This is a genomic window from Rhodococcus sp. LB1 (assembly GCF_001583455.1).
In the GTDB taxonomy this organism is placed as follows: domain Bacteria; phylum Actinomycetota; class Actinomycetes; order Mycobacteriales; family Mycobacteriaceae; genus Rhodococcus_F; species Rhodococcus_F opacus.
The window spans coordinates 17,299-31,061 of record NZ_LTCZ01000171.1 but is presented as its reverse complement, the minus strand read 5'-3'; the positions used below and the strand labels follow the sequence as shown (position 1 = coordinate 31,061).

At 63.3% G+C, this 13,763-nt stretch carries 10 protein-coding genes and 1 pseudogene; 10 read left to right on the top strand and 1 reads right to left on the bottom strand.

Annotated features, from left to right (window positions below; genetic code table 11):
- Positions 1–11 precede the first annotated feature (11 nt).
- Positions 12–290 (bottom strand): AMP-binding enzyme, encoded by a 279-nt coding sequence (locus AZG88_RS55335; RefSeq protein ID WP_331712294.1) that lies wholly within the window; start codon positions 288–290, stop codon positions 12–14.
- Between the two features lie 566 nt (positions 291–856).
- On the opposite strand from AZG88_RS55335, the gene AZG88_RS23190 reads away from it, so the two are divergent.
- The 10 genes and pseudogenes from AZG88_RS23190 to AZG88_RS23150 all read left to right on the top strand — a co-directional run bounded on the left by AZG88_RS23190 (position 857) and on the right by AZG88_RS23150 (position 13,749).
- A complete protein-coding gene (locus tag AZG88_RS23190) occupies positions 857–2,056 on the top strand; it encodes a CaiB/BaiF CoA transferase family protein (protein ID WP_061699335.1) in 1,200 nt (399 codons plus the stop codon).
- Between the two features lie 181 nt (positions 2,057–2,237).
- Positions 2,238–2,408 carry a hypothetical protein gene (locus tag AZG88_RS55670; RefSeq protein WP_082833445.1) on the top strand — a complete coding sequence of 57 codons (171 nt, stop codon included), beginning with the start codon at positions 2,238–2,240 and terminating at the stop codon, positions 2,406–2,408.
- 86 nt (positions 2,409–2,494) lie between these two features.
- A pseudogene (locus AZG88_RS23185) lies at positions 2,495–3,115 on the top strand (hypothetical protein); the annotation flags it as partial.
- 873 nt (positions 3,116–3,988) lie between these two features.
- Entirely contained in the window at positions 3,989–5,323 is a 1,335-nt protein-coding gene (locus AZG88_RS23180; protein ID WP_061699333.1) for an MFS transporter, read from the top strand.
- Positions 5,324–5,706: 383 nt separating this feature from the next.
- The gene (locus AZG88_RS23175; protein ID WP_231914148.1) at positions 5,707–6,429 is read left to right on the top strand and encodes a PaaI family thioesterase; all 723 of its coding nucleotides are present in this window, start codon (positions 5,707–5,709) and stop codon (positions 6,427–6,429) included.
- A 341-nt stretch (positions 6,430–6,770) separates the two neighbouring features.
- The gene (locus AZG88_RS23170) at positions 6,771–7,502 is read left to right on the top strand and encodes a GntR family transcriptional regulator (protein ID WP_169695188.1); all 732 of its coding nucleotides are present in this window, start codon (positions 6,771–6,773) and stop codon (positions 7,500–7,502) included.
- Positions 7,503–7,856: 354 nt separating this feature from the next.
- Positions 7,857–9,995, top strand: a complete 2,139-nt coding sequence (locus tag AZG88_RS23165; protein ID WP_061699327.1) for an acetate--CoA ligase family protein — start codon at positions 7,857–7,859, stop codon at positions 9,993–9,995.
- A complete protein-coding gene (locus AZG88_RS23160; protein WP_061699324.1) occupies positions 9,989–11,326 on the top strand; it encodes an MmgE/PrpD family protein in 1,338 nt (445 codons plus the stop codon). Before AZG88_RS23165 ends, AZG88_RS23160 begins: the two co-directional genes overlap by 7 nt.
- A gap of 21 nt (positions 11,327–11,347) precedes the next feature.
- Entirely contained in the window at positions 11,348–12,529 is a 1,182-nt protein-coding gene (locus AZG88_RS23155) for an FAS1-like dehydratase domain-containing protein (RefSeq protein ID WP_061699322.1), read from the top strand.
- Complete coding sequence (locus tag AZG88_RS23150; protein WP_063886872.1) at positions 12,526–13,749, top strand: CaiB/BaiF CoA transferase family protein; 1,224 nt, start codon at positions 12,526–12,528, stop codon at positions 13,747–13,749. Before AZG88_RS23155 ends, AZG88_RS23150 begins: the two co-directional genes overlap by 4 nt.
- Positions 13,750–13,763: the final 14 nt, after the last annotated feature.

The window sequence follows — 13,763 nt, the reverse complement described above, 5'->3', positions numbered from 1 at the left end:
GCGGCGGCGGATCATCCGGAGACCAACGCAGCCTGCTGCCTCAGGAGGAACTTCTGGATCTTTCCGCTGGCGGTCGTAGGGAACTTGTCGACGACGACCACCCGCTCCGGGGCCTTCTGGATCGCGATGTCCCGCTGCCTAACGAGGTAGTCCTTGATCGTCTCGACCGTGAGCGATGCCCCCGGCTCCGTGACGAGGTAAGCGCACACTTTCTCGCCGAGACGCGCGTCGGGATACGCGACGACCGCGGCGTCACGGACGTCGGGGTGCATGATCAGGTGCTCCTCGATCTCGCGGGCACTGAGGTTCTGCCCGCCCCGGATGATGATGTCCTTGAGGCGTCCGGTGACACGGAGGCAACCGTCGGAGTCGAGCCTGCCGAGGTCTCCGCAGTGGTGCCAGCCCTCGTCGTCGATCGCAGCCCGGGTCTTGTTCGGGTCGTTCCAGTAGCCGAGGACTGCGCCGGGACCGCGGTAGCAGATTGGACGCCGTCGGTCACCGCGCGGTGGTCGGGATTCTCACGTGCCCATCGATCGAGCCACTCGCACAGCGCGCCGTCGGCCCAATACCACGCGGCGCGGAACTGCGTCGGGGCCTCGGGACCATAGCGATTCTCGACTGAGAGCGGGAAGCGGGTGTGGGTCATGGCGCCGATCGCGTCCTTCGTCCTGAGAGGTGAGGGTGTAACGAACCAAATATAGGACATGAATGATGTTCAAAACGTGATTTTGGTCTAATATTAAGCATCGCGGGTGGCCTGTCAATACCCTTTGCCCGCGCGAGAGCAACGAACCGGCGGGCATGGCGAGCGCTAGACAGACCATCGGTCCGCCCGGGAATCCATCGGAGGTTACGCATGACGCAGAGACGTCAAGAACGATCGTTTACAGGGCCGCTCGCGGGGGTGAAGGTCGTCGAGATCGGGTCCATCGGCCCAGGGCCCTTCTGCGCGATGCTCCTCGCCGACCTGGGGGCAGATGTAATCCGCGTGGACCGAATCGGTGCCGCGGAGTTGATCGGTCCGAATGACGACTTCCGCGCGGAATTACTTCACCGCGGTCGGCGATCCATTGCAGTAGATCTGAAAACGACGGATGGGGTGGCGATCATAATGTCGTTGGTCGAGAAGGCCGACGTACTGTTGGAGGGATTCCGCCCGGGAGTGATGGAGCGTCTTGGTCTCGGTCCTGTCGAGTGCGCTACCCGAAATGCACGTCTCGTGTACGGCCGAGTGACAGGTTTCGGCCAGGACGGACCGTTGGCTCAGACGGCTGGTCACGACATCAATTATGTCGCGCTGAGCGGTGTGCTCTCGATGATCGGGCGGAGAGACCAGTCGCCGACGCCGCCCCTCAGCCTCGTCGGCGATTTCGGTGGAGGCGGAATGGTCTTGGCGCTGGGGATACTCGCCGCGCTCCTAGAACGGGAGCGGTCCGGAATCGGCCAGGTAATTGACGCCTCCATGGTGGAAGGAGCGGCTCTGCTCGCTACTGCATTCGTGGGGTTCGGGCAGACAGGCGTGTGGCACAGCGAGCGGGGCACGAACCTCGTCGACAGCGGGGCACCTTTCTACGACGTATACGAGACAGCTGACGCGAAGTGGCTTGCAATCGGCGGATTGGAACCGCGCTTCTACACGGACCTGGTGAAGTTGCTCAATCTTCCAGACGACTTACCTGATCAGCACGACCAGACCGAATGGCCGCGGATGAAGCGCATCTTTGCTGAAGCGATTCGGGCGCGTACCCGAGACGAGTGGATGACTGCCGCGGAAGGTCTGAGCTCGTGTGTGACACCTGTGCTGGACATATCCGAAGCGCCGGCTCACCCTCATAACGCAGCACGCGGATCATTTGTCGAGATAGATGGGCTTGTTCAACCGGCCCCAGCTCCGCGTTTCAGTCGTTCCAAGGCTGAAGTAGACCGGCGTCCGCCGATTCCGGGTGAGCACACCGTATCGGCTCTCATCGATTGGGACATTGATACGGAATCGATTTCGGCGTGGCTTGAGTCGGGTGCCGCGGCGGAGTTGCAAGGAGGCAGCTGCGCAATGTGACCCAGTTCCGGCGGCATCGACGCCAAGCTCTGTTCGATGGCGCCGATCGAACGTTCGAGGGTTACCGGGGGCAGATGGCGCAGGTGTCGCCTCGACTCTGCCAGAATGTGCGGATGCTGGCCGATCGCCCCTCAGCGGCTGCGGCTGCCGAAACGGCAGGGACGCAGCATGGTAGCGCGCGATCCGCGTCCTCGGTGACCTCGCGTATCCGACGGACGAGCCGGTACCGACCACGGCGCTTCTAACGGTCCTCGCGGAGGCCGGTGTCGGTACTTACGCGCCGCGACAGGCGGTGTCCCGGTGCGCGCGGACGGGGATGCTCACCGGCGAGAAGGACGGGCGAAGCACCTGATGGTCGCTCACTGCGGCAGGAAAGGACCTCGTGGTCGACGGTAACGCGCGGGCCCGGCAGCTCGGGAGGAACCGGGACCGTGGAGCGGGTACTGGCTCGTCCTGGTCGTTTCGGTTCCCCATGAGCGCAGGGTGATCCGGCAGAAGGTGTATCGGGCGTTGAGCTGGGCCGGGTGCGGGACGCCGGTGCCCGGGATGTGGATTGCGGCCCACCTCGACAGGCGCGGTCGGATCGCCGCCGCCCTCTTGCGGTTCGAACTCGATAAGGCAGCCGTCTCGTTCGTCGGTAAAGCGAGCGGGATCGGGTTGTCTGACGCGGAGCTCGTCGCCCGCGCCTGGGACCTCGACTCCGTGAGCAGGGACTACCGGGCGGCGATGGATCGGTTTGCCGCCGCCCCCGAGCCAGAGTCCGGCCCCGATGCGGTCCGGTTGCTGTTGCAGGTCGATGGGGTTCTGCAGGACATGGTCTCGCAGGATCCCTGGCTGCCGTCCGAGCTGTGCGAAGGTTGGACCGGTCGGCAGGACGCGGCCGGGCTGCTCGCGTACCGCGACGCCCTGCTCGTGCCCGCGCGCGTACTGGGCCGAGCTGCTGCGGCCCTGACCGGAACGTTCCCAAGTTCCAAGATAATTCTGGTCATTCCGGTCATCTATTACGTCAATCCCAACTGGGCCTCGGGATTGTGTCGTACACCCGCGGATACAAAATGAAACAGATCCGCCGTCAATCACCGGGCTCCGCCCATCTACGGCTGGTACCAACGAAACCCAGCGGGAATTCATCAGTACGCGATTAGTTCTGTCTGCCGATTTGCGTAGTCGGTGGGTCTGATTGTGGAGACGAGGAGCACACCCCGAGGTAGGGGGTGGCCTACTTGTCGTATCGGGTTCGCGACACCGCGCCAGTGCTTGAGCCGGTTGAATCCGCGTTCGACGGTGTGGCGGTGCCGTCAGGTTAGGGTCTGGGTCGAAGGACGAGGTCGTCCGCCGTGGGAAGGCTAACTTGACGTACCAGCGTTGAAGCGCCGTAACGCCGTGGTGCGTAGCACCACAGGATGAGGGGTGATCCGGCGGCTTCGGCCTGGATCCCTCCTTCGATGGGCGGGGTGTCTTCGTCGTTCGCCAGTCCGCTACGAACGGCGGCGATCGCATGGTGCGGTCGGCGGCGCCGCGGATATCCGCGAGGGGGCTGGCGAGGTTGCGGCGCAGCAGGTCGTATTGCTCCGGTTGCTTCCCAGACGCATGTTATGTGGGGATCGCCCGCAACTTCACCGGGTTGCAGCAGGGTAGAGGTGGTGTCCGACGTCGATGTCGATTCCGTTCAGAACAACAACCGTACCGACGTTCCGTCCCATGGGAGACGGTGCGGAAGCGGAAGTTGTCGTCGTCGTCCGCGAGTTGAACAGCCTTCAACCTATTGTTCTATAGTGCGTACTAAGATACAGTGATCTGCACCATATGGACAGATCGCGCGCACGTTTTCCATATCCCCATGCCTTCCCCAAGGTATTTCCGGGCCCGACAGCCTCGGTGTCTAGAGAGTCATTCCCGCCGCTCGTCGGCACGAACGAAATAAGGATTGCTGTGGACACTACCTCGGAAATCAGCGTTCAATCACCGCCCGCGCCAGACGCTTCCAAGCAAGATGGAAGCTCGCTGCGGCGGGTGATCGGTTCGGCCACGGCCGGCACTTTCATTGAGTACTACGACTTCGCGATCTACGGATCGATGGCACCGATCATCGCGAAGGCGTTCTTTCCCAACGCGGATCCGGTCGTCGCACTGCTGAGCGCCTTTGCGGTGTTCGCACTGGCCTTCGTGGCACGACCGCTCGGAGGGTTCGTTTGGGGGCCTGTCGGGGACCGCATCGGGCGTAAGCGCACGTTGTCGGCGATCATCCTCCTCATCTCGATTGCGACCGTCCTCATCGGTTTGATACCGGACTACCACGCGATCGGAGTGGCGGCGCCGATTCTGCTTGTGATCTTGCGTCTGGTCCAGGGACTCTCGGCCGGCGGAGAAATTACAGGTGCTGCCATCTTCGTCGCCGAGCACGCTCCGAATCGACGTAGAGGATTCCTCGTCAGTTTGTTGCAGGTCGCCACAACCGCGGCGTTCGTGTCAGGAATTTTCGTGGCCGCGGCGGTCGCAGCCCTGTTGTCCGACGACGCGATGCAAGCATGGGGTTGGCGGATCCCGTTCCTCCTGGCCGGTCCCATGGGTGTTGTCGGCTTGTACATCCGATTGAAGGTCGACGAGACGCCCAGTTTCCAGTCGGTCAAGCGCGACGCGGCCGTGGTTCGTACGCCCCTCGTGGCAGCACTCCGGGGTCGAACCAACTTCAAGGAAATGGGTTTTGCCGCAGCTTATTACATGCCGTCGATGGTGAGTTTCTACCTGCTGATGACCTTCATGCCCACCTTCTTGAAGAAGGAGATGAGCTTCACCGTGGCAACCTCCCTGGCGATCATTGCGATCGCAGGATCTATCCAGATGATCGCGGTCCCAACCTTTGGCAGGCTCTCCGATCTCATCGGGAGACGTGCGTTGCTCCGACTGACAGCCGCCGGGTTCATTGTGCTCACCTACCCGGCCTTCGTATTGCTCAATAGCGGACATCTCGGTACCGCGATCGTTGGCCTGATCCTGCTCGTGTTGCCCACTGCCGCCGCCCAGGCGAACAACCTCACCCCAGGCCTTGAGAGGTTTAGTACGAATATCAGATTTACCGGCTCCGCAGCCACATTCGGGGTGCTCGTCGCCCTCTTCGGTGGTACGGCTCCCTATGTTTCGACCTTCCTCATCGAAGTAACAGGTAGTCCCTTCGCTCCCGGCATCTACCTGATCCTTACGGTGGTGCCGTCGTTGATCGTCTCCTACTTTGTCTCGGAAACGGCCAATCGTCCGCTGCCGGACTGAGATGGCCGGCATTGGTAATTCCTGACCGAAGGCTCGAACTGACCAACCACAGGGACGATGGCTGGCACTGAGGTGTCGTCAATTGTGTTCGGCCACAAAGCAATGAGGCCTTCGAGCTGTCCATCGGTGGGGCCCGGCGTTAATGATGCCGGCCCTGCATGGTCTTCGTCTGCTTGATCCCGATATTCAGCGCAACTTCGATCACCGTGACCCGGGAGCCTGCGCGCGAGGTAAGGAATGCTCCATTGAGATCTACCCCCGATACGCCCTCTTTCGCCCCTCCGGGCGGCGAAGAACCGGGCGCCCATGGGCCCCGCCACCCGGCGGAAGCGCTGACGGGCTGTCGCGTCGTCCGAAGGGGTTCGGGCTGGGCCACCGCGACGATGCCTGTACCGACGTTGCGGGCGGGGGAGGAGGGGACGATCGGCTGGATGGGAGCTTTGGCGGATGTCTCCGCGGCACAGGCGCTCGTCAGTCATCTACCCGACGGCTACGGTCTGCGCACTGCAAATCTCCGGCTCGACCGGCTCGACGGTCTGCCTTCGGCGGGCTCGATCGCGACCGGCCACGGTGAGTCGAGTGGCACCGTCACCCGATCCGGACTGAGTAGATCAACGTTGAAGGACCACGATGGTCGCGCCTTCGCCATATGTACGGGCAGATTCGTCGCCGTGCCCACCGTGGGCGTGACTACGCCCCCCACGGGAACAGATCAACACCATGCATACCGGCCTGATTGGCTGCACGAGGCGATCGGCGTCCGAGACGCACGTGCCGAGGCCGACAAGATCACGCTCACGATCCGTCCTTCGAGCAGCGTCTGCAACCACCTCGGAATCGTCCATGGTGGTCTCCACATCACCCTCATCGACCACGTGATGTGCGGTGTGCTGTCCTCGACTCGGCCCGGTCACTACGAGCTGCTTGACCTCTCGCTTGTCTACCATCGCCCCGCCAGCCTTCTCGCCGAACCGGACCTCGTGCTGCAGGCGGTCATCGATCGCCAAGGGCGCCGCATCACCACCGTCACAGCGTCCATCACATCCCGGTCCGGCCGGATTCTGACAACCGCGCACGGCACCTTCATGCCCGACGGAAACGTGTGACTTCGCCGACGACGGGACCGGCGCCCGTCCCTGTCCCAGTTGCGGCAACCACTGACCAGTGAGGATAGACGCGAGAACTGCTCACCTACTTCGGTTGCGCGTAGCTACCCGGGCGCGGATCGCTCTCCTCGCTGCCCCGATGAAGGCGACGAAGGTGCGCGGCACCTTCCACTGACGCATCCCGAGGTACTGCCGCCGGACCGCTCTCTTCAGCTCCCGGAGCGCATCGACGCACCCCCGAGCGGGCGCTTGGATCACTCTTGACACTGTACGGTGATCCAATAGTGTTGGACCGTTTGTTATGATCTAGCTACGATGCGACCCGTCAGGGGAAGGTGCACGTGAACACTAACTCGCGAATTCCCAGGTATTACGCGGTGTGGCGGATTCTATGGTCCCGCATAACCTCGGGCTACTACGCGGCAGGATCACGGCTGGGGACCGAGGCCAAACTCGCGGAGCAGTTCGAGGTCAGTCGCGTAACAATCCGCGAGGCCTTGGGAATGCTGGAGGCGGAAGGTCTGGTGGTCAGGCGGCGGTCCTTCGGGACATTCGTCGCCGACGATGTGCAGGCGCGCGGCGCCGTTCAGTTCACCGGTTACCTCGAGGACGTCATCTACCAGTCCGACGCGGCCGAGACGGTGGAATATCACGCCGAGACCACCACGGAGGTCCCCGCGGACGTCAAATCGCTGTTCGGTGGGGGTCCCGTGGGGGTCGTCCGCCGTCTGCGGATGGCGCATGGAGAACCGCGTCTGTGGCTGATCGACTACGTCCGTGAAGATGCGTTTGCCGAGCTACCCGAAGCAGAGCTTCGTCACGGGTCGCTGCTCAGTCTGCTGGATGCGCGAGAATCGGCCCCCATCGTTTCCGCACATCAGTCGATTCACGCGGACGTCGCGACGACGGACATCGCCGAGAAACTCGATATCAAGACCGGCGATCCGGTTCTGTACTCCAAGCGCACCCTGTACGACAAGGACGGACCGCTAGCGTTCGTCGAAATGTACTACCCCGGTTCTCGTTTCAACTTCGAGATTCGACTTGGACGCGCGGGTCGCAATTCCCTCTGACGGGTTCCGCCCGATTGTGAATGCCTCTGGGTGGCGGCCGAGGCGCTCCCGTGTGTGGATGCTCGTCGCGAGTCGATGGAACAAGTTTGCCTCCTGTGCCAACGCGGCGGTGATCGCCGACGACCGGCGACTGTTCCGCAGGAGGGCGGTGCCCAGGAGCGGCACGTCGTACCGCGCACCGTGTCCCGGCCGCCGCCGTTCCGACCGCTCGGGCGCATGACGACATGCTGGTCACCGCGGGGTCTCGAGCGGACTTGCTTTGTGTCGAAGTGGGGGATGGGTTCGGCAAAGAACGGCGGGAAAACCCTCGTCGAGCCTATTGTCCTATAGTACGTACTAAGATACTGTAGGCTCATGCTTGAAGACCTGTTCTCGCCCTCATCGGTCTGTGTGATAGGCGCGTCGAGTGACCCGGAGAAGCTCTCGGGACGAGCGCTCACACGACTGCTACAACATCCGTTCACCGGCGATATCTATGCCGTCAATCCCAAACACCCGCGGGTCGGGGGGCTCGCCGCCTACCCGAATGTCGCAGCGATCGGGAAACCCGTCGATGTCGCACTAATCCTTCTGCCGGCGCCCCTCGTGCCTGATGCAGTCAAGGAGTGCGGCGAAGCCGGCGTGAAGTTCGCTGTGATCTGCAGTTCGGGCTTCTCCGAGGACGGATCGTCCGCCCATCTCACCCAAGAACTCGCCGAGGCCGCCAAGCAATCAGGCGTCCGAATCGTCGGGCCCAACTGCGAAGGCATCTGGTCTGTGCCAGAAAACCTTGCGTTGACGTTCGGTAGTGCTGCGAATCGACCGCAGCTTCTTCCCGGCCCGGTGAGCGTCATCAGCCAGAGCGGCAGCATCGGCGCCGCATGCGTTCGCCAACTCCAAGACCGAGAAATCGGATGCAGGTACTTCGTCAGTACCGGAAACGAGCAGGACCTCACAACCCTCGACTACCTGGAATACATGATCGACGAGGGCTCGAGCCGGGTCATCGCTTTGTTCATCGAAGCCCTCTCCGACGGCGTGCGGCTGCGCCAGCTCGGCGCCCGGGCAGCGGCGCGCAACATCCGACTCGTTGCACTGTGTGCGGGAACGTCGAGTCTCGGCAAGCAAGCGACCGCGACGCACACGGGCCGCTTGTCGGCGCCCGCGTTCGTCTACACCCAGATGCTCAAGCGAACGGGCATCGTGCAGGTGCATTCGATTGCGGACCTGATCACGGCGACCGAAGCGGCGGCGATCGCCCCGTCCGTTCCCGCCAGGGGTAGCAACGGCGCGACCGGTGGCGTAAGTGTCATCGCCTTGTCCGGAGGAAGTCGCGCACTCCTCGCCGACGCCGCCGAAGAACTCGACGTACCAATGGCCTCGTTCGACGCCGATTCGGAAAATCGTCTGGAGCAGGTCCTTCCGCGGTTCGGCTACCACAAAAACCCCATCGACGTGACTGGCGAAGTGGTCGGACGACCGGAGATGCTAGAAGCGGTCATGGACATCGTCGGCGCCGACGTCAACACCGACAGTATTATCCTCCAATACGCAAACGGTGCGGAACATATTCTGCGTCAACACATTGCGGGCGTCGTCGATCGCACGGATCTACACGAACGCAAGCCGTTGATTATCAGCACACTCGGGCGAGTCGATGACACGGTGCGACGGCTCATCACATCGAATGGGCTGCTCCACGCCGAGGACCCGACCGAGGCCATCAAGATCGCAGGCTGGCTTTACAACTGGGCCGACACCACGTCGAACGGGTCGAAGGAGCGGCTACCGAAACCGGACGAACGACGAAATCCTGCGGTGGTCCCCGAAGAGTGGCAGGCCAGCATGCAGATGCTCGCCAACGTGGGGATCGCGACACCGCAGTGGTGCATGTGGGACGGTGTCATGTCCGACGCGGCGCTGTCGAAGCTCGCCTATCCGCTCGTTCTCAAGGCATCATCGGATGTCGCCGAACACAAGACCGAGCTCGGACTCGTCCACGTCGGGCTCGAGACGCCGCAAGACCTTCAGGAAGCCTGGGCCGCATACACACAGGTCGTCGGAGCGGGCGTTCCCTGCATCGTGCAGGAAATGGCGCGCGGCGATGTCGAGATGCTCCTCACCACCCGCTGGGACTCAGACTTCGGGCCGTTGCTCGTCGTCGGCGCAGGCGGCGTCTTGGCCGAGTTACTGCAGGACATCGTGATTCTGCCCATCCCCGCGTCGAAGGAGCAGATCCGCAGCGCCGTCGCGGAACTTGATGTGTGGAAGTTGCTGTCCGGATACCGCAATGCGACCGCGTGCGACGTCGAGTCGGTCGTCGCCAGCGCGCACGCCCTCGCGGACTACTTCTCCTATGCCGGCCGCCCGGGGGCGGAAATCGAGATCAACCCGCTCATCGTGGGCCCACAGGGATCGACTGCGGTGGATGTCCTCACCGTCTCGGGAATCGGCGATCCAAGCGCAGCCGGTCAGGCGGGCGCTGTCCTAGAAACGGTGGTGCAACCATGTTGAGCGAGATCCTCCGGGCCGTCGAATCGATCCAGTACGACGATCTGCCCGACGACGTGCGGAGCACCGTCACCGACGCGATCACCGACGCGATCGGCGTAGGGATCGCGGGAAGCATTGAGCCCGCGTGCGATTCGCTAGTCGCGGCGACCGCCGACTACCCCGGAAACCACGCGCTGATCGGACGGCACGGTGTGCGCCGGGACAGAGCGTCGGCGGCATGCTTCAACGGCACCGCGATCCATGCGCTCGACTTCGACGACACGAACCACCCCGCATATTCCCATCCCAGCTCCCACCTCGTCGCGACCATTCTGGCGCACCCGGCAGCATCCGGCCGAGATGCCCTCCGGGCGTACGCCCTCGGCCTCGAAGTGGAGGCACGACTCGGCCGTTCAATGAACATGAGTCACTACCTGCACGGTTGGCACGCCACCGGGACGTTCGGAACGATCGCGAGCACAGTCGCCGCGATTGTCCTCAGCGGCTGCAGCGAGGCGGCGGCGGTGTCCGCGCTCGGAATCGCGGCGTCGATGGCCAGTGGGGTACGAGCAAACTTCGGAACGATGACCAAGCCGCTCCACGCCGGCCTCGCGGCGTCGAATGGTATTCGAGCAGTCGAGTTCGCCTCCTGCGGACTGACGGCGTCGGCCAGCGCCGTGGACGGGAAGTTCGGCTTCTTCGATGTACTCGGAGACGGAACCGAGGCAGCGCAGCACGAATGCTGGGGCACCCTCGGCGAGGACTGGGAGACGATCTCCCCGTTCGGGTTGGCGCTCAAGCCGTATCCCGCCTGCGGTGCAACACATCCCGCGATCGAGTCGGCGCTGCGAATCTTCCGCCGCAACACCGGACGTGATGCCGCGACGATCGACCAGATTCGGGTCGAGACGCCGGCCTACTCGCGGGAGATCCTGGTCTACGACCGCCCGCGATCGGGCCTCGAGGGCAAGTTCAGCATGGAGTACTGCGTCGCCACCGCGCTGACGCGGGGCGCGATAACACTCGACTCCTTCACCGACACCGCCGTGCAGGATCCCTCGATCCAATCGGTTCTGCCGTCGATCACGGTGTCCGAGTCGGCCGAGGTCGCCGGTGACAGCGAATTCGCGACACGCGTCTCGGTGTCCTGGTCCGACGGGCACTCCGACACGGAGTTCGTTCCCCTGGCGCCCGGGAAGCGGGCTCGCTGGTTCACCCCTGCCGAAGTGGAAGACAAGTTCATGATGTGCGCGAGTCGAGCGATCGACCAGTCGTCCGCGGACAAGATCTTTGGAGCCTGTCGCGGTATCGCGGATCTGGGTTCCATCAATGAGTTGACCGAGCAGTTCTAAGCAGTCTGGAGAGTTCGAGACATGACCGCAGTCATTGCGTCCAAGAATCCCGACATCACCGATGAGATGGTGGAGAAGGCCCAAGCGCTCGTCGGCGTGTGGCTGAGACGAGACGTGCACGTACCGACGTACGCCGAGTCGATTTCGCCGATCGACATTCGGCGCTGGGCCGAGTACAGCATGGGTGACGACAATCCCTTGTACTCCGACCCCGAGTACGCCGCCCATTCGTTCTGGGGTGGACAGATCGCTCCGCCGACATTGTTGTACACGTTCGATTCCACGATCGTCGCCCCGGGATTCCGAGGAATCCAGTGGATCTACGGCGGCACCCGGTGGCAAAACTATGTGCCCATTCGGGTCGGCGACAAGATCACCGCCCGGGCGCGTGTCATCGGAATGGAGGAAAAGGTCGGCAAACACGCCAACCGCTTCTTCGTGCAGATCGGTCAGACCGTGTTCGAAAATCAGCGCGGCGAACTCGTCTCGATCGCCGAGAGCGATGTGCTCCGTATTCCGCGGAGCAACTCGGGCAAGAACTCCGGGCTGCGCGGGTTCGAGGACCGTAACGACCCGCCGACCTACACGGACGAGCAGTTGGACGCGATCAGAACTGCATACCTCACCGAGGCGCGGCGCGGCGCGGAACCGCGGTACTGGGAGGACGTCGAGCCCGGCGATGTATTGCGCCCCGTGGTGAAGGGGCCGCTCACACTCGTCGACATCATGGCGTTCTATTCGGGACGTCGTAATACCTACCCTCCGCTCAAGCTTGCCGTTCTCGATCGTGAGCGTCATCCGGGCAATGTTTATCACTCCCCGACGACGCGCATCCCGATGCACCCCGCCGCCGGCCACATGGACAACGAGATCGCACGCGAGATCGGCATGCCTCGCGCGTATGACCAGGGCTGGCAGCGTGCGAACTGGGGATGCCACCTGATCACGAACTGGGCGGGCGACATGTCCTTCATCGAGTCGCTCAACCACAAGCTCTTGGCGCCCAACCTCGTCGGCGATACGACGTGGATGAAGGGAACCGTCTCGGGCAAACGGGTTGCCGGCGATCAACATCTCGTCGATATCGAGTTCCAGGGCATCAACCAAGACGATCGCGTCAACGTCATCGGGACCGCTACCGTGCGGCTTCCGTCGAAGGACGTGCGCGACCTTTTCCTACTGTCAGACGGGAGCAAGTTGTGAGTAACGATTGGGAGGCACCCCTGACCGGTGTCAAGGTGCTGGACTTCACACACGGGGTCGCCGGGCCCTACGCATCGATGCTCCTCGGCGATCTCGGTGCAGCGGTCTGGAAGATTGAGCGGCCGCGCCGCGGCGACCCCACTCGGTACATGAACGTCAGCGACAAGTTCGCCTCGGGCGCCGAGGAATTCGGCGGCGACTACTTCCTGGCCATCAACCGCAACAAGCGATCGGTTGGAATCGACCTCAGCCTGCCCGAAGGTAGGGACCTGGCTCTGCGGCTCGCCGCGAACGCGGACATCGTCCTGTCGAACTTCCGGCCGGGAGTCATGGACCGCCTCGGGCTGGGTGTGGATGCCCTTCGTGAGGTGAATCCGGGATTGATCGTGGCCGAGTTGTCCGCCTACGGCGTGGGTGGGGAACTTGCCGGTCAACCCGGCATGGACGTCGCCATCCAGGCGCGGGCCGGGGTCATGTCGATCACCGGCTACGCCGATGACCCGCGTCCGGTCAAGCCCGGCGCGTCCATCGCGGATTTTGGAGGTGGCGCTCACTTCACGGTGGCGATTCTGGCGGCGCTGCACAAGCGCTCGGTGACGGGAAAGGGGTCGACCGTCCAGATCTCCCTGCTGGACGCGATGGTCTCGTTGCTCATGAACTACTCCGTCGCCGTCATCGACGGAGGCGCCGAGATCGGGCCCATGGGTTCCGGACATCCGCAGCTGGCGCCGTTCGCCGCTTTCGACACCGCGGACGGGCACATCGTGATCGCCACCGGCACCAACAAGCTATGGCGCTCGCTGTGCCAGCTGCTGGGGCGCGACGACCTGGTGACAGACCTGCGGTTCGAGACCAACGTGCATCGAGTGCAGCACCGCGACGAACTCGAACAGATTCTCAACAAGGAAATGGCGACCAAGCCCACATCGGAGTGGCAGGCGATCTTCGAGAGTCAGGGGATCCCGAGTTCGCCCGTGAACCGGCTGAGCGAAGCGTTCCGCGAGCCCCAGCTCTGGTCGCAGGGACTGATCGCCGCCATCGAACACCCCGAGTACGGCGAAATCCATCAGGTGGTCGCCCCGTACCTCGTCGACGATCACAGGATGCCGATCGAATGCCCCCCGCCTTCGCTCGGCGCCGACACCGCCGAGGTGTTGGCCGATGAGCTCGGATTGTCCACCGACGACCTGAGCACGCTCAGGGACGCCCGGGTCATCTAGGGATGGCGCTGCAC